At 64.0% G+C, this 16,270-nt stretch carries 17 protein-coding genes; 9 read left to right on the top strand and 8 right to left on the bottom strand.

The window, feature by feature from the left end:
• Nucleotides 1–4 precede the first annotated feature (4 nt).
• On the top strand, nucleotides 5–1,453 hold the full coding sequence (rlmD, locus tag IB278_RS05890; protein WP_025569318.1) for a 23S rRNA (uracil(1939)-C(5))-methyltransferase RlmD: 1,449 nt from the start codon (nucleotides 5–7) through the stop codon (nucleotides 1,451–1,453).
• Between the two features lie 61 nt (nucleotides 1,454–1,514).
• Here the strand turns inward: rlmD and IB278_RS05885 are convergent, their stop codons facing one another.
• Nucleotides 1,515–2,216 (bottom strand): Bax inhibitor-1/YccA family protein, encoded by a 702-nt coding sequence (locus IB278_RS05885; protein WP_025569319.1) that lies wholly within the window; start codon nucleotides 2,214–2,216, stop codon nucleotides 1,515–1,517.
• A gap of 165 nt (nucleotides 2,217–2,381) precedes the next feature.
• Here IB278_RS05885 and IB278_RS05880 point away from each other — a divergent pair, with 165 nt between their 5' ends.
• Nucleotides 2,382–2,789 carry a GlcG/HbpS family heme-binding protein gene (locus IB278_RS05880; RefSeq protein ID WP_012746944.1) on the top strand — a complete coding sequence of 136 codons (408 nt, stop codon included), beginning with the start codon at nucleotides 2,382–2,384 and terminating at the stop codon, nucleotides 2,787–2,789.
• Between the two features lie 175 nt (nucleotides 2,790–2,964).
• Here the strand turns inward: IB278_RS05880 and hemP are convergent, their stop codons facing one another.
• The 5 genes from hemP to IB278_RS05855 form a co-directional block, all read right to left on the bottom strand.
• Entirely contained in the window at nucleotides 2,965–3,177 is a 213-nt protein-coding gene (hemP, locus tag IB278_RS05875) for a hemin uptake protein HemP (protein ID WP_018903010.1), read from the bottom strand.
• A gap of 94 nt (nucleotides 3,178–3,271) precedes the next feature.
• A complete protein-coding gene (locus tag IB278_RS05870) occupies nucleotides 3,272–3,685 on the bottom strand; it encodes an ExbD/TolR family protein (RefSeq protein WP_192322938.1) in 414 nt (137 codons plus the stop codon).
• A 4-nt stretch (nucleotides 3,686–3,689) separates the two neighbouring features.
• Nucleotides 3,690–4,406, bottom strand: coding sequence for a MotA/TolQ/ExbB proton channel family protein (locus tag IB278_RS05865; protein ID WP_025569321.1), 717 nt, complete (start codon nucleotides 4,404–4,406; stop codon nucleotides 3,690–3,692).
• 22 nt (nucleotides 4,407–4,428) lie between these two features.
• Complete coding sequence (locus IB278_RS05860) at nucleotides 4,429–5,130, bottom strand: energy transducer TonB (protein WP_412556318.1); 702 nt, start codon at nucleotides 5,128–5,130, stop codon at nucleotides 4,429–4,431.
• Nucleotides 5,131–5,238: 108 nt separating this feature from the next.
• Nucleotides 5,239–5,511 carry a bacterioferritin-associated ferredoxin gene (locus IB278_RS05855; RefSeq protein WP_018903007.1) on the bottom strand — a complete coding sequence of 91 codons (273 nt, stop codon included), beginning with the start codon at nucleotides 5,509–5,511 and terminating at the stop codon, nucleotides 5,239–5,241.
• Nucleotides 5,512–5,879: 368 nt separating this feature from the next.
• On the opposite strand from IB278_RS05855, the gene IB278_RS05850 reads away from it, so the two are divergent.
• The 4 genes from IB278_RS05850 to IB278_RS05835 are packed head-to-tail and all read left to right on the top strand — an operon-like array spanning nucleotide 5,880 to nucleotide 9,708.
• On the top strand, nucleotides 5,880–8,099 hold the full coding sequence (locus IB278_RS05850) for a TonB-dependent receptor (protein WP_145745918.1): 2,220 nt from the start codon (nucleotides 5,880–5,882) through the stop codon (nucleotides 8,097–8,099).
• A gap of 19 nt (nucleotides 8,100–8,118) precedes the next feature.
• Nucleotides 8,119–8,805, top strand: coding sequence for a Fe2+-dependent dioxygenase (locus IB278_RS05845; protein WP_025569323.1), 687 nt, complete (start codon nucleotides 8,119–8,121; stop codon nucleotides 8,803–8,805).
• Between the two features lie 37 nt (nucleotides 8,806–8,842).
• The gene (locus IB278_RS05840) at nucleotides 8,843–9,142 is read left to right on the top strand and encodes a PepSY domain-containing protein (RefSeq protein WP_025569324.1); all 300 of its coding nucleotides are present in this window, start codon (nucleotides 8,843–8,845) and stop codon (nucleotides 9,140–9,142) included.
• A gap of 11 nt (nucleotides 9,143–9,153) precedes the next feature.
• Nucleotides 9,154–9,708, top strand: coding sequence for a cytochrome b/b6 domain-containing protein (locus IB278_RS05835; protein ID WP_192322936.1), 555 nt, complete (start codon nucleotides 9,154–9,156; stop codon nucleotides 9,706–9,708).
• Nucleotides 9,709–9,732: 24 nt separating this feature from the next.
• On the opposite strand, the gene bfr is transcribed toward IB278_RS05835, so the two are convergent.
• The gene (bfr, locus tag IB278_RS05830) at nucleotides 9,733–10,209 is read right to left on the bottom strand and encodes a bacterioferritin (protein ID WP_025569326.1); all 477 of its coding nucleotides are present in this window, start codon (nucleotides 10,207–10,209) and stop codon (nucleotides 9,733–9,735) included.
• A 245-nt stretch (nucleotides 10,210–10,454) separates the two neighbouring features.
• Here bfr and ahpC point away from each other — a divergent pair, with 245 nt between their 5' ends.
• Together ahpC and ahpF are read left to right on the top strand one after the other, a co-directional pair.
• Nucleotides 10,455–11,027, top strand: a complete 573-nt coding sequence (gene ahpC / locus IB278_RS05825) for an alkyl hydroperoxide reductase subunit C (protein ID WP_025569327.1) — start codon at nucleotides 10,455–10,457, stop codon at nucleotides 11,025–11,027.
• Nucleotides 11,028–11,116: 89 nt separating this feature from the next.
• Nucleotides 11,117–12,688: an alkyl hydroperoxide reductase subunit F gene (gene ahpF, locus IB278_RS05820; protein ID WP_192322935.1), complete on the top strand. Its 1,572-nt coding sequence runs from the start codon at nucleotides 11,117–11,119 to the stop codon at nucleotides 12,686–12,688.
• Nucleotides 12,689–12,724: 36 nt separating this feature from the next.
• On the opposite strand, the gene IB278_RS05815 is transcribed toward ahpF, so the two are convergent.
• Nucleotides 12,725–13,546 carry a pyruvate, water dikinase regulatory protein gene (locus IB278_RS05815; protein ID WP_025569329.1) on the bottom strand — a complete coding sequence of 274 codons (822 nt, stop codon included), beginning with the start codon at nucleotides 13,544–13,546 and terminating at the stop codon, nucleotides 12,725–12,727.
• A gap of 182 nt (nucleotides 13,547–13,728) precedes the next feature.
• Between IB278_RS05815 and ppsA the strand changes: the two genes are divergently transcribed.
• Nucleotides 13,729–16,122: a phosphoenolpyruvate synthase gene (gene ppsA, locus IB278_RS05810; RefSeq protein ID WP_145745915.1), complete on the top strand. Its 2,394-nt coding sequence runs from the start codon at nucleotides 13,729–13,731 to the stop codon at nucleotides 16,120–16,122.
• The last annotated feature ends 148 nt before the right edge of the window (nucleotides 16,123–16,270 follow it).

Raw genomic sequence — 16,270 nt, 5'->3', positions numbered from 1 at the left:
GGGGATGACGGAATCCATCGAAGAAAAGAAAGTCCCCGCGAAAACCCCGGCAACCGCGGCGGGCGAATGGCTCAAGGTCGAGTCGCTCGACCTCGACGCGCAAGGCGTGGCGCACAACGCCGAAGGCATGGTCGTGTTCATCGAAGGCGCTCTACCTTTCGAAGAAGTGCAGTTCAACGTTCATCGCCGCAAGAACAACTGGGAGCAGGGCACGGTCACGGCCATCCGGCGCGAATCGTCGCAGCGGGTTCGGCCTGGCTGCCCGCATTTCGGTTTGCATACCGGTGCGTGCGGCGGCTGCAAGATGCAGCATCTGGACGAGGCGGCGCAGGTTGCGGTGAAGCAGCGCGCCCTCGAGGACAACCTGTGGCACCTCGGCAAGGTGCGGCCCGACAACGTGCTGCGGCCGCTGGAAGGCCCGGCCTGGCACTACCGCTACCGTGCGCGGCTTTCGGTGCGCCATGTGGTCAAGAAGGGCACCGTGCTGATCGGCTTCCATGAGCGCAAGAGCCGGTATCTCGCCGACATGCAGGTATGCCCGGTGCTGCCCAAGCAGGTCAGCGACATGCTGATGCCCTTGCGCGCATTGATCGGTTCGCTGGACGCCCGAGAAACCTGCCCGCAGATCGAGCTCGCCTGCGGCGATGCGCCCGGTACCACCTCGCTCGGCACGATCGCCTTGGTGCTGAGGCACCTGGAGCCGCTCTCCAATGCGGACATCGGCCGCCTGAAGGACTTTGCGGCGCAGAACGCCGGCGTCCAATGGTGGCTGCAGGCCAAGGGGCCGGACACGGTGAAGCTGCTGGAAGAAGGCGGTATGCCGCTGTCCTACGAACTGCCCCAGTTCGGTGTGACGATGCCGTTCAAGCCCACCGATTTCACGCAGGTCAATCCGCACATCAACCGTGCCCTGGTGGGAAAGGCGCTGCGCCTGCTCGACGTGCAGGCCGACGAGCGCGTGATCGACTGGTTCTGCGGCCTGGGCAACTTCACCCTGCCGCTGGCCAGCCGTGCACGCGAAGTCCTGGGCATCGAGGGCAGCGACACCCTGGTCGCGCGCGCGAGCGACAACTTCAGGAAGAACCAGCCTGCCACCGCCGCCCGGCGGGCGCTGTCGGCGACGCGATTCGTGGCGCGCAACCTCTTCGAAATGACCCCCGCCATGCTGGTGGCCGATGGCCGTGCCGACAAGTGGCTGGTTGACCCGCCGCGAGAGGGCGCCTTCGCGCTGGCCAAGGCCATGGCCGACCTGCACCTGCAGCCCGAACTGCGAACCGATGGCTGGGCGCCGCCCAAGCGCATCGTCTACGTGAGCTGCAACCCCTCCACCCTGGCGCGGGACGCCGGCCTGCTGGTGCACCAGGCCGGCTATCGCTGCACGTTCGCGGGGGTGATCAACATGTTCCCGCACACGGCGCACGTCGAGTCGATTGCGGTGTTCGACCTGGCATGAAAAAAGGGCCCGCCGGGCCCTTTTCTCGTTGGCGCTTGCGGCGCCTCGCTCGTTCGTTCGCTCAGTCGCGTTCGCCGCCGGCAATGCCCAGCAGGGCCAGCAGGCTCTGGAATACGTTGAACAGGTCCAGGTAGAGCGCGAGCGTGGCGCTGATGTAGTTGGTTTCGCCGCCGTCCATGATCTGCTTCAGGTCATAGAGCATGAAGGCCGAGAAGATGCCGATCGCGGCCACCGAAATGGCCATCATGCCGGCGCTCGAGCCCACGAAGACGTTGATGATGGCGCCCACCATCAGCACCATGGCGCCGACGAAGAGCCATTTGCCCATGCCGGACAGGTCGCGCTTGATCACGGTGGCGAGCGATGCCATCACGAAGAAAACGCCGGCAGTGCCGCCGAACGCGGTCATGATGAGCTCGGAACCGTTCTTGAAGCCCAGCACCATCGCGATCAGCCGCGACAGCATCAGGCCCATGAAGAAGGTGAAGGCCAGCAGCACCGGCACGCCGGCGGCCGAGTTCTTGGTTTTCTCGATCGCGAACATGAAGCCGAAGGCACCGCCGAGGAAAACCATGAGGCCCAACCCGCCCGTGAGCGAGCTGGTGATGCCGGTGGCGACGCCGACCCAGGCGCCCAGCACGGTGGGCAGCATGCTCAGCGCCAGCAGCCAGTAGGTGTTGCGCAGGACGCGTTGGCGCTCAGCCTGCGGCAGCGCCTGGCCGTAGCCGGCGGAAGTGTCGAGGGTGGTAACGCGGTCGTTCATGGCCGTAGCTCCTTGGGTTGCTGCAATCACGCAGTTGGGCGCATTCTAGGGGTCTGCAAGAGGGGGGCGGCACAAAGACCGTATGGACGATGGTCCTAAGCACCAGGGCGCCCAGGGAGCCGTTGGCCGTTATGCTGTCGAGTTTTACGCAACCTGATTCTCAACATGAAGACCAAGTCCTTCCTCGAACTCGCCGATGTCAAGGCCATTGCCGCAGCTGCCGAAGCCGAGGCCCTCAAGAACAACTGGGCCGTGACCATCGCCATCTCCGACGATGCCGGCAACCTGCTGTGGCTCCAGCGCCTCGATGGCGCCGCGGCGCTGTCGTCCCACATTGCGCCCGCCAAGGCGCACACGGCAGCCATGGGGCGCCGCGAGAGCAAGGTCTACGAAGACATCATCAACGGCGGCCGCAGCGCGTTTCTCACGGCACCCGCCGTACAGGGCCTGCTGGAGGGCGGCGTCCCCATCGTGAAGGACGGCCAGGTGATCGGCGCCGTCGGCGTGAGCGGTGTGAAGTCGAACGAAGACGCCCAGATTGCCAAGGCCGGCATCGCAGCCCTCGGTCTTTGAGCATTCGACGCACCAAAGCAAAACGCCGACTTCGAGTCGGCGTTTTTGTTGGATATCCAGCGTGAAAAAAAGCTTGGCTAGTCGGCGAACCGTTGGCTAGCAAAAAACGACCCTCGGAGATGAATCTCCTCAAGTCGCCCCACGATGAAACTTGCGCGAAGGGCGGGCTGACGGCTTACTTGGTCAGGATCAGCTTGCCGAGTTTGGTGGCCTGGAGCCTGTAGAGGGAACCGTTGTGCATGATGCCCACGGTCTTGCTTCCTTTCAGAAGCTCCGTGCTTTCGACCATGGGCGCCGGGCGCGGTGCCTGGATGGACGCATGTCCGCCACCCGATTGGTCGAGCGAAGGATGGCTCAGAACAGAAAAGGCGTTCGGTTTGGCTTGCATCTGAAATTCCCTTATCGAAGCGATGAGTGAATGATAATGATTCGCAATAAAAAGTCAATCGCCGCGATCGATTTTTTTAAGGACGTTCAGTGACTTATTTCGTGTCGGGCTCGGTCACGAAGCCGATCTTGCGCACGCCGGCTTCCCGCGCCTTCGACATCGCCTTGGCCACGCGTTCGTAGCGCACATCCTTGTCGCCGCGGATGTGCAGTTCGGGCTGCGGATCCTTGGCGGCCTCAGCGGCGAGGCGGGCGGGCAGTTCGGCGTCGTCGATCTTCTGCTCGTTCCAGTAGTAGCTGCCGTCGGCCGTGATGCTGAACAGGATGTTCTGCGGCTTGGGTTGCTCAGGTTCGCTGGTGGCGCGGGGCAGGTCGATGTTGACTGCGTGCTTCATCACCGGCACCGTGATGATGAAGATGATCAGCAGCACCAGCATGACGTCGACCAGCGGCGTCATGTTGATCTCGTTCATCACCTCGTCGGGTTCGTCCTGGGTTCCGAAAGCCATGATCTCAGCCCTTCTTGAGCGGAACCACGATGGCGTCGCCGCCGCCGCTTTGCACGCGTGCGCCCGTCACGAAGTAGGCGTGCAGGTCATGGGCAAAGCTGTTGAGCTTGGTGAGAACAAACTTGTTGCCGCGCACCAGTGCGTTGTAGCCCAGCACCGCTGGAATGGCCACCGCGAGGCCCAGCGCCGTCATGATCAGTGCTTCGCCGATCGGGCCCGCCACCTTGTCGATGGTGGCCTGGCCGGCCGAACCGATGCTCATGAGCGCATGGTAGATGCCCCAGACGGTGCCGAAGAGGCCGATGAACGGCGCCGTCGAACCGACCGATGCCAGGATGGCGAGGCCGGTCTGAAGGCGCGCGGTGAAGGCATCGATGCCGTTGCGCAGCGAACGCGTGATCCAGTCGCTCACGTCCAGTGCATCGTGCAGATGGGCCTTCGTGTTGCGATGGTGCGCAGCCGCTTCGCGGCCTTCGAGTGCCAGGGCGCGGAACGGGTTGCTGTCGTCCTTGCCGAGCTTGTTGAGCGCGGTGGCGAAGTCTTCGCTGTGCCAGAAGTCCTGCGAATGCTTGGCAAGGCGCTTGTATTTGATGACGTCGAGTGCCTTGATGATGATCACGATCCACGACGCTAGCGACATGCCGATCAACAGCAGCGCGACGGCCTTGGTGACGAAATCGCCCTGGTTCCAGACGTTCATCAAGCCGAATTGGGAATCCATACGAAATTGCTCCAGAGAAAGATTAGTTCAGTTTGAATGAGAAGGGGGCTCGCAGCAGGTAGGTGGTCTGTGCGTTGCCTCCCGTTTGCCTGAAGGGCGTGACCTGGGCGGTGCGGGCGGCGCTGAGCGCCGCTTCGTCGAGGCGCTCGAATCCGCTGGATTTGAAGAGTTCGACGCGCTTGGCGAAGCCTTCGCTGTCGAAATAGATCGAGACGACGGTGGTGCCCGACTCGCCCAGGCGCCGGCTCATGCTGGGATACACGAGCTTGGGTTCCCTGACGTAGCGCGTCTGGCCTTCCGAGATTTCGATCGTCCGTGGTGCGGGCGGCGCCGGTGGCGGGGCCGGCGGCGCGGGCGGCGTGGGGGCGGGAGCCTCCGCAACGGGCGCGGGGGGGGGAGGCTCGGGCACGCCGACCGGCGCGCTGGGCGCGGGTGTCGGCTTCGGCTCGCGGATGGCCACCGGGCGAGGCGGCGGCTTGACGGCTTCGGGCTTGCGCTGCGGAGGCGGCGGTGGGGGAGGCGGCGGCGGTTCGGCCGGCTTGGGCGGCTCGACGAACTGGCTCAGGATTTCGACAGGAATCACCACTTCAGCAGCGCGGCGCAGCAGGCCGCTTTGCAGCGCCCACAGCGCCGCTGCATGAAACAGGATCACGCCCCCGGCAATGAGTGCATTGCGCGAGAGGCCCAGTACGGAGGGGGGAGGGGCAAAGCGGTCAGACACGATCAACCAATTCGAATGCGGGCACCCATGGAGGGTGCCTCGATTGCAGCAAAACCGCTACGACTACTGTTTACTTACGAAAGATCCACCAGACCGAGCCTGCAACGAGTATCAGGCTGCCGCCGAGTGCCGAGAAGAGTTCCATGCCTTGCTTTCCGAGATGGAGGTGGCAAGCTGGATCGCACTCGTTCCCGATTCGCGGTTCAACGCGGCGACCGGGTGAGAGGCGCTGCACTGCGCAACGATATCGCGCGCACAGCCTTCACACTGGCCACATTGGGTGGCCACGCCAAGCTCGAACTGGACTTCGTCGAAAGTCATGCCGGCCCGCACATGACGTGCGATTTCACGGTCGGAGACTCGGCGGCAGACGCAAACGATCATGGTGGTGAAAGCGGCAGTTGGCTGGCTGGTTGGGTTCGAGGCGATTATAAATACGAATCCCTCGCATTTTCAATAACTATCCCGGAAAGCGGTCTTTGGTACTCGGATGGGAAAAGGTAGCATTTTAGCAACAGGAGAATCTAAGTGCGAATGATTCAGACTACGTTCGCACTACACTCCAGCCAAATTTCGGCAAGCCACCACCGGTGAAGCACCGGTCCCAGCCAGCCATTCAAACCAGCCGTTTGGCTTTCCTGGAGGTTCTCTTGTCCAATACTGCCCGCCGGCGCGCTCGTGCGTCGCGTCCCCTGTCCTCCTCGGCTCCTGCGGCGCGTACTGCAGCGCCTGGCGCGCCGCGCGAAGCGGCGATGCTGCCGTTTGGCGCACTCATGCTGGCCGCCTCGGTCAGTAGCTGGGCGCAGACGCCGGCGACCACGGTGCAGGGCGGCACCCTTGGAACCATTACGGTGACGGAGCAGGCCGAAGCGCAAGGCAAGGATCAGGTCCAGACCAAGAAAACCAATATCGGCAAGGGAACGCAGGAGATTCGCGATATTCCGCAGTCGATCAACGTCATCACCGAAAAGCTGATCGATGACGTCAAGCTCGACACGTTGAAGGATGCCTTGCACTATTCGGCGGGCATCACTTTCGCCGCGACCGAGAACGGCACCGACCAGGACATCCGGCTGCGCGGCTTCCCGATCGCCAGCACCGGCGACCTGATGATCGACGGCATGCGCGACCCCTCGCAGTACGACCGCGACACCTTCAACCTCGACCGCGTCGAAGTGATGCGCGGCTCGGCCTCAATGCTCTTCGGCCGCGGCTCCACGGGCGGCGTCGTGAACCAGGTGAGCAAGAAGCCTTTGCTGGCCGACCAGACCGACGTCGTGGGCACCCTGGGCAGCGGCGGCTACTTTCGCACCACCGCCGATTTCAACGTACGCACCGGCGAGAACTCGGCGCTGCGCATCAACGCGATGTACAACAAGGCCGACAACGGCGGCGCGAAGATCGACAAGTACGGCATCGCACCCTCGTACAGCTGGGGCCTCGGCACAGCGGACGAATTCACCGTCGGCCTGTTCCACCTCAAGAACAACAACGTGCCGATGTCGGCCGTGCGCTACGTCAACGGCAGCCTGGCGCCGGTCAAGCCCGGAGACTTCTATGGCACCTCGGCGGACTTCGTCGATGGCGAGGCGAATTACGTGCACGGCGCGTGGAAGCACAGGTTCGCCAATGGCGGCGAGTTGCGTACGCAGGTGCGCAGCGGCGTGTTCGAGCGGGCGCAATGGAGCACGGCGGTGGGTGCCTGTGGCGCACTCCCCACGGCGGCAGGAACCTGTCCGGCCGGTACCCGGGCGGTCACCTCGCTCGACCCGTCGACCTTCCTCACGCGCAGCGGTCTCACGCCGCGCAAGGACCGCTACAAGGGAACCTATGCGCAGAGCGACTACAGCCTGGCGTTCGATGCGCTCGGCATGAAGCATGAGCTGCTGGCCGGCATCGATGCCTCGAAGGAAGAGGCCATTCGCTTCCAGAACAATGGCAGCACGCTCGGTATCCGCCCGCCCACGCGCGTCGGCACGCCAGACGATGGGGCTGGCCTGGTCGGCACCGGCCTGTCGCCGCAATGGCGCAATTCGAGCAACTACGATGCGAAAGCGTATGGCCTTTATGTACAGGACCTGATCCAGGTTGCGCCGCACTGGAAGGTGCTTGGCGGCATTCGCTACGACAGCTTCAAGGGCGACTTCGAGCAACTGAACTATCGCGCCGGGGCAGTGAGCAGCACGCCGCTGAGCGTCACCAGCACGCATCTGTCGAACTCGCCGTGGAGCTATCGCGGCGGCGTGATGTACCAGCCTTCCGATTCCCAGTCGTACTACGTGTCGTACGGCACCTCGTTCAACACCTCGGCCGACACCTACCAGTACGTCACGCCGCAGAACGCCAACACGCCGCCCGAGAAGAGCCGCAACCTCGAGGTGGGTGCCAAGCTCGACTGGCTGAACGGCGCGCTCTCCACGCGCGGCGCGATTTTCCGCACCGAGAAGTACAACGAGCGCACTACCGATGCCGATTTTGCCGGCTCGGCCTACACGCTCTCGGGCAAGCGGCACACCGCGGGTGTCGAACTCGACGTCGTCGGCCGCCTGGGCCGGCAGTGGGAGATCTACGCTTCGTATACCTGGATGCCGGTCGCCAAGATCGACCAGGCCGGCAGCGCAGCTGCAGCGCAGGCCTCGGTCGGCCAGCGCGTGGGTCTCACGCCCAAGCAGTCGGGTGCGGTCTGGGTCAGCTACCAGGCAACGCCGAAGCTGCGCGTCGCACTGGGCGCACATGGCGCGACCGAGAACCGGCCGTTGACAGGCACCACCGGTGCCGCCTCGGCGACCGCCCGCGTCCCGGGCTATGTGGTAGCCGATGCAATGCTCGAATACAAGTTCACGCCGGACGTGTACGCGCAGATCAACATCAACAACCTCAGCAACAAGGCCTACGGCGATCAGCTGTATCCGGGCTTTGCCATCCTGGGCGCCAAGCGGCAGGTGCTCGGCACGGTCGGCGTGCGCTTCTGATCGGACTATCCTCGGGGCCATGCTGCTGCACATCAAACAGGTGCTCACTTCCGAGGAGCTGCGCGAGGCCCGCGGGATCCTCGCCGATGCACCCTGGGGCGACGGCCGGATCACCGCCGGCAGCCAGTCGGCGCAGGCGAAGAACAACGAGCAATTGAGGGAAGACTGCGAAGAAACCCGCGCGCTGCAGCAACTGCTGCTGCGCGGCCTGGAGCGGCACCAGCTTTTCTTCTCGGCCGCGCTGCCCAAGCAGATTTCGCCGCCGCTGTTCAACCGCTACGGCGGTGCGTCCAACAGCTTCGGCAACCATGTGGACAGTGCCGTCCGCTTCCTGCGCGACGGCTCGGGCCGGGTGCGCACCGACATCTCGTGCACCCTGTTCCTGGCCGAGCCCGACGAATACGACGGCGGCGAACTCGTGATCGAGGACACCTTCGGTGTGCAGCGCGTCAAGCTGCCGGCCGGCGATATGGTGCTCTATCCGGGCACGAGCGTCCACCGGGTGCTGCCGGTGACGCGTGGCTACCGGACCGCGAGCTATTTCTGGATCCAGAGCATGGTGCGCAGCGACGAGCAGCGCCGGCTGCTGTTCGAGATGGACAACCATTTGCGCCATCTCCGCAGCCAATATGGCGAGACCGATTCCGGAGTGATCGGCCTCACGAGCACTTACCACAACCTGCTGCGCATGTGGCTCGACGTCTGAGCCGTTGCGTGGCGCCTGCACCGCCGGGAGACCATTCATGAACAAGTCGCTTCTTTTCAGTGCTGCCGCCGCAACCGCCGTCCTTTGGTCTGCGTCGGTCTCCGCCCAGTTCGTCGAGCACGACGCGGTCAAGTGCGCGCCGGTTCCCAAGGCAGAGATGCGCCCGCAGATGGAGCTGCAGCGCAAGCTGACCGGCGAAGGCTGGAAGGTACGCCAGATCAAGGACTTCAATGGCTGCTACGAGGTCTACGGCTTCGACGAGAAGGGCCAGCGCACCGAGGCGTTCTTCGATCCCAAGACCTTCGAGAAAGTCGGACAGGTGAAGCAGCCGTCCTGAGGAGCCGCGCGGTGCGTGCGGCTCCCGGGCGTCCGCCGGTGCAGGTCTGGGCACTTTGGCTGCGCGCCACGCACTGGGCGCTGGTCGCGGCCATTGCCGTGGCATGGTTCAGTGGCGAGGCGTTGTTGCGGCAGCACCAACTCGCGGGCTACGCCACGCTGGCCCTGATTGCCGGGCGCTGCATCGGCGGCTGGTGGGGAGGGCGCTACGCGAGATTCCGGCAGTTCGTCCGGTCTCCCGCGCAGGTGCAGCACTACATGTGCGAAGTGCTGGCCCGACGCGAAAAGCGCTATCTGGGCCACAACCCGCTGGGCGGCTGGATGGTCGTCGCGCTGCTTGCCACGGTGACGGCGGCGGGCGTCACGGGCTGGATGTACTCGCTCGACATGTTCTGGGGATTGGCGTGGGTGGAATGGCTCCACCGCAGCCTGGCCTGGACACTGGTGGCGCTGATCGCCCTGCACCTGGCCGGTGTCGCCTTCACAAGTTGGCGGCACCGGGAAAACCTGGTTGCCGCCATGCTCAGCGGGTACAAGCGCCCGCAGGAGCCGGGCGATGTCGACTGAGAACGTCGCTCCGGCCTTGGAGGATCAGCTGACTTCACCCATCTGCGACTGCAGATAGTTCTGCACGCCGACCTTGTCGATCAGGTCGATCTGGGTTTCGAGGAAGTCGATGTGCTCCTCCGTGTCGTCCAGGATCTCCTGCAGCAGGTCGCGCGAAACGTAGTCGCGCACCGTCTCGCAGTAGGCGATGCCGTCCTTGATGGTGGCTTGCGCGCCGGTTTCGGCGCCGAGGTCGCAACTCAGCAGTTCGGGCACGTCCTCGCCGATATTCAGCTTGCCCAGATCCTGCAGGTTCGGCAGGCCGTCGAGCATGAAGATGCGGTCCATCAGCTTGTCGGCGTGCTTCATTTCGCCGATCGATTCCTCGTATTCCTTCTTGGCCAGCTTGTCCAGACCCCAGTGCTTGAGCATGCGGTAGTGCAGGAAGTACTGGTTGATGGCAGTGAGCTCGTTCTTGAGCTGCGCCTGCAGATGTTCGATGACCTTGGGGTCGCCCTTCATGTTCTTTTTCCTTGTTCTGAAAGCACCGATTGTGAGAGGGGTGGGCGAGCCCTTGCAAGCAATCCCATGCTGTGCCGGTCTGCATGCGTTTGATGGTGATACACGTTCGTATTCGATCGTGGCAGCGCCCATCGCAAACATAGCAAGCTGCAATACTTTTAATAGCTGATAACTATTGAAATCATGAGATTGGTAGCTATACTCATGTCTCGTTCTTTTCATTAGCCACCACCAAGGAAACAGCAATGTCCCTGATCAACACCGAAATCATTCCCTTCAAGGCCACCGCGTACCACAACGGCAAGTTCGTGCCGGTCAGCAACGACAACTTCAAGGGCAAATGGTCGGTCGTGGTGTTCTACCCGGCTGACTTTACGTTCGTGTGTCCCACCGAACTCGGCGACCTCGCCGACCACTACGCCGAATTCCAGAAACTCGGCGTCGAGGTGTATGGCGTGTCGACCGACACCCACTTCACCCACAAGGCATGGCACGACACCTCGGACACCATCGGCAAGGTCAAGTACCCGCTGATTGGCGACCCGAGCCAGCAACTGGCCCGCGCCTTCCAGGTGCTGATCGAAGAAGGCGAAGACGCCGGCCTCGCCTACCGCGGCACCTTCGTGATCGATCCCGAAGGCAAGATCAAGACCATCGAAGTGCACGACAACGGCATCGGCCGCGACGCCGCCGAACTGCTGCGCCGCGTGAAGGCTGCCCAGTACGTGGCTGCCCACCCCGGTGAAGTCTGCCCCGCCAAGTGGACCGAAGGCGCTGAAACGCTGAAGCCCTCGTTCGACCTCGTCGGCAAGATCTGAGCGTCCCGCGCGAAAGCCCGGGCGCTCACGAGGCCCCGGGCTTTTTTGTCCCCAGTTGATAGTTTTCAGTTATCGAAAGAGAGTCCGTCATGCTCGACGCCAGCACCAAAGCCCAATTGAAGAGTTACCTCGAGCGCGCCACGCAGCCGATCGAGATCGTCGCCTCGCTCGACGACAGCAAGGCCTCGGGCGAAATGCTGTCGCTGCTGAAGGACGTCGCCGAAGCGTCGCCGCTGGTCAAGCTGACCGAAAGCCGCGACGACAACCATCGCAAGCCTTCTTTCTCGGTCAATCGTCCGAGCGAGAATCACGGCCCGCGTTTTGCCGGCCTGCCGATGGGCCATGAATTCACGTCGCTGATCCTTGCGCTGCTGCAGATCGGCGGCTATCCCCCGAAGGTCGAGCAGGCGGTGCTCGACCAGATCCGCGCACTTGACGGCGACTTCGAGTTCGAGATCTATGTCTCGCTCACCTGCCACAACTGCCCCGACGTGGTCCAGGCGCTGAACCTGATGGCCATCCAGAACCCGCGCATCCGCACCACGATGATTGAGGGCGGCACCTTCCAGGAAGAGGTCAAGGAACGCCAGGTGATGGCGGTGCCCACCGTGTTCCTGAACGGCACCGAGTTCGGCCAGGGCCGCATGAGTCTCGAAGAAATCCTCGCGAAGATCGACACCAGCGGCGTCGAGCGCGAGGCCAGGAAGATCGCCGCCAAGGACCCGTTCGACGTGCTGATCGTCGGCGGCGGCCCGGCCGGCGCCGCGGCGGCCGTGTATGCGGCGCGCAAGGGCATCCGCACCGGCGTGGCTTCGGAGCGCTTCGGCGGCCAAGTGCTCGACACGCTGGGCATCGAGAACTTCATCTCGATCAAGGAAACCGAAGGACCGAAGTTCGCCCACGCCCTCGAAGAGCATGTGCGCGACTACGACGTCGACATCATGAACCTGCAGCGTGCCAAGGCGCTGGTTCCGGGCAAGGACCTGATCGAGGTGCAGCTCGAAAGCGGCGCCTCGCTCAAGAGCAAGTCGATCATCATCTCGACAGGCGCGCGCTGGCGCAACATCAACGTGCCCGGCGAGCACGAGTTCAAGAACAAGGGCGTGGCCTACTGCCCGCACTGCGACGGCCCGCTGTTCAAGGGCAAGCGCGTGGCGGTGATCGGCGGCGGCAATTCGGGCGTCGAGGCGGCCATCGACCTGGCCGGCATCGTCGGCCATGTCACGCTGATCGAATTCGACACGGCCCTGCGCGCCGACGCCGTGCTGCAGCGCAAGCTCAAGAGCCTGAAGAACGTGGACGTGTTCACCAATGCGCAGACCACCGAGATCACCGGCGACCAGAAGGTCAACGGCCTGGTCTACAAGGACCGCGCGACCGGCGAGCTGAAGAAGGTCGAACTCGAAGGCGTGTTCATCCAGATCGGCCTGGTGCCCAACACCGACTGGCTCAAGGGCGTGGTCGAACTGACCAAGCACGGCGAGATCGTGGTCGACGCCAGGGGGCAGACCTCGGTGCCGGGCGTGTTTGCCGCGGGCGACGTGACGACCGTGCCGTTCAAGCAGATCATCATCGCGGCCGGGGACGGCGCGAAGGCGGCGCTCGGCGCTTTCGACCACCTGATCCGGACCTCGGCCCCGGCCGAGCAGGCGGCTGCCTAAAAACGGCGCCTGCGGCAGCCTGGCCGAGCGGCTGGCTCAGTAAACCAGCCGCTCGGGCTTCAGTTCCTGCAGGATGGTGGTGGCAATCTCCTCGATCGACTTGGTCGTCGTCGAAAGCCACCGGATGCCGGCGCGGCGCATCATGGCCTCGGCTTCGCTCACCTCGTTGCGGCAGTTCTCGAGGCTGGCGTAGCGCGAATCTGGCCGGCGCTCGTTGCGGATCTGGCTCAGGCGCTCGGGCTGGATCGTGAGCCCGAAGATCTTCTTGCGGTGCGGCATCAGGGCCGGCGGCAGCTGGCGGCGCTCGAAATCTTCCGGGATCAGCGGATAGTTGGCCGCCTTCAGGCCGTGCTGCATCGCCAGATAAAGAGAGGTCGGCGTCTTGCCGCTGCGGCTCACGCCCACCAGGATCACGTCGGCGCCTTCGAGGTCCCGGTTGCTCTGGCCGTCGTCGTGGGCCAGGCTGAAGTCGATGGCCGCGATGCGGGCGTCGTATTCCTTGCTCTTGCTGACGTCGCTGAAGCGGCCGATGCGGTGGTTCGACTTCACCGCCAGCTCGATCTCCAGCGGCCGCACGAAGGTGCCGAACATGTCGAGCAGCATGCCCTTGCAGCCGGTTTCGATCACCTCCAGCACCTCCATGTTCGCGAGCGTCGTGAAAACGATGGGGCGCACGCCTTCCAGTTCGGCCGTGTGGTTGATCTGCCGCACCGCCTGGTGCGCCTTGTCGACCGTGTCGGTGAACGGCAGCCGCACATGGCGCGGCTTCATTTCGAACTGGGCCAGCACCGCGTTACCAAATGTTTCGGCGGTGATGCCGGTGCCATCGGAAATGAAGAAGACGGTGCGTGTGGTCATGTGTTGCGGCCTTGTCCTGCGGCGCGTGCAATCTCGTCACGCCTACAATCCGGGCCATTATCGGGAATCTGCTTCCCACTCCCAATTCTTTCCATGCACACCGCGCCAGCACCCCAAGCAACGACAACGATCGTGCTGCGCCGTCTGCATGCAGCACCGGTTTCAACTTCTGGAGCTTTCCCATGTCTGCACTTTTCGACGCGACCGCCCTGGTCGTACCGTTTGAAAACCTGAGGATGACCGACGTCGAGTCGGTCGGCGGCAAGAACGCCAGCCTCGGCGAAATGATCTCGCAATTGCCGCAGGGCGTGCGGGTGCCCACGGGTTTCGCGACCACGGCGCACGCGTTCCGCCAGTTCCTGGCCCACGACGGCCTGGCCGACAAGATCAGCAAGCGGCTCGCCGCACTGGACACCGAAGACGTGCGGGCGCTGGCCGCGGCCGGCGCCGAGATCCGCGCCATGGTCGAGGCCCAGCCCTTTCCGGCCGACCTGCAGAAAGCCATCACCGAGGCGTTCGCGAAGCTGAGCGAAGGCAACCCCGCCGCCTCGTTTGCCGTGCGTTCCTCGGCCACGGCCGAAGACCTGCCCGACGCCTCGTTCGCGGGCCAGCAGGAAACCTTCCTGAACGTGGTTGGCATCGACGACGTGCTGCACAAGATGAAGGAAGTCTTTGCTTCCCTCTACAACGACCGCGCCATCAGCTACCGCGTGCACAAGGGCTTCGCGCACGACGTGGTGGCGCTCTCGGCGGGCGTGCAGCGCATGGTCCGCTCGGACCTCGGCGCGGCCGGCGTGATGTTCACCATCGACACCGAGTCGGGCTTCCAGGACGTGGTGTTCATCACCTCCAGCTACGGCCTCGGCGAAACGGTGGTGCAGGGCGCCGTGAACCCCGACGAGTTCTACGTCCACAAGCCCACGCTGCGTGCCGGCAAGAAGGCCGTGATCCGCCGCAACCTGGGCTCCAAGCTGATCCAGATGGAGTTCGCGTCGCCCGAGGAGAAAAAGGCCACCGGCAAGCTGGTGAAGACCACCGACGTCAAGACCGAGCAGCGCAATCGCTATTCGCTGAGCGACGCGGACGTCGAGCAGCTTGCCAGGTACGCGCTCGTCATCGAAGAACACTATGGCCGCCCGATGGACATCGAGTGGGGCAAGGACGGCACCGACGGCCAGCTCTACATCCTGCAGGCGCGCCCTGAAACCGTGAAGAGCCAGCAGCAGGGCAAGGCCGAGCAGCGCTACAAGCTGCTGGGCAAGGGCGCCGTGCTCGCCGAAGGCCGTGCCATCGGCCAGAAGATCGGCACCGGCCCCGTGCGGCTCGTGCACAACATCAGCGAAATGGACAAGGTCCAGGCCGGCGACGTGCTGGTCACCGACATGACCGACCCCAACTGGGAGCCGGTGATGAAGCGCGCCGCCGCCATCGTCACCAACCGCGGCGGGCGCACCTGCCACGCGGCCATCATTGCGCGCGAGCTCGGCATTCCGGCCGTGGTCGGCTGCGGCGACGCCACCGACCTGCTGAAGGACGGCACGCTGGTGACCGTGAGCTGCGCCGAGGGTGACACCGGCTTCATCTACGACGGGCTGCTCGAAACCGAAGTGACCGAAGTGCAGCGCGGCGTGATGCCCGAAATCGACATCCAGCTGATGATGAACGTCGGCAATCCGCAGTTGGCCTTCGACTTCGCGCAGCTGCCGAACCACGGCGTGGGCCTGGCCCGCCTCGAGTTCATCATCAACAACAACATCGGCGTGCATCCGAAGGCGATCCTCGACTATCCGAACGTCGACAACGACCTGAAGAAGGCCGTTGAATCCGTGGCCCGCGGCCATGCCTCGCCGCGCGCCTTCTATGTCGACAAGGTGGCCGAAGGCATCGCGACCATCGCTGCCGCCTTCTGGCCCAAGAAGGTGATCGTTCGCCTCTCGGACTTCAAGTCGAACGAGTACCGCAAGCTGATCGGCGGCAGCCGCTACGAGCCGGAAGAAGAAAACCCGATGCTCGGCTTCCGCGGCGCCGCGCGCTACCTGAGCAAGGATTTCGGCGAGGCCTTTGCCATGGAATGCGAGGCGCTCAAGCGCGTGCGCAACGACATGGGCCTGACCAACGTGCAGATCATGGTGCCCTTCGTGCGCACGCTGGGCCAGGCCGAACGCGTGACCACGCTGCTCGGCGAACATGGCCTGAAGCGCGGCGAGAACGAGCTCAAGCTGATCATGATGTGCGAGGTGCCGAGCAATGCCGTGCTGCCCGAAGAGTTCCTGAAGTACTTCGACGGCTTCTCGATCGGCTCGAACGACCTGACCCAGCTGACGCTCGGCCTGGACCGCGACTCGGGGCTCGAACTGCTGGCCGCCGATTTCGACGAGCGCGATCCGGCCGTCAAGGCGCTGCTGAGCCGCGTCATCAAGGCCTGCAAGGCCGAGGGCAAGTACGTCGGTATCTGCGGCCAGGGCCCCAGCGACCACCCGGACTTTGCGCTCTGGCTGGCGGAGCAGGGAATCGAGTCGATCTCCCTCAATCCTGACAGCGTCATCGACACCTGGCAGCAGCTCGCCAAGCGCTGACAACTGAAGAGAGGCGAGGCACCCTCGCCGCGCGATGGCCCTCGCGGGGAGTCCCTCACCGGGAATTCCCGCTTCGGCGCGCTGCCTAATTGAATCAGAATGTGTTACTTATGTCAGACTTGCGACATTCGCAAGCTGGCGGGTTGCT

The organism is Variovorax sp. VRV01 (genome assembly GCF_014852545.1).
Lineage (GTDB): Bacteria > Pseudomonadota > Gammaproteobacteria > Burkholderiales > Burkholderiaceae_C > Variovorax > Variovorax beijingensis_A.
The sequence above is the reverse complement of the archived record's forward strand: the minus strand, read 5'-3'. Positions and strand labels throughout refer to the sequence as shown.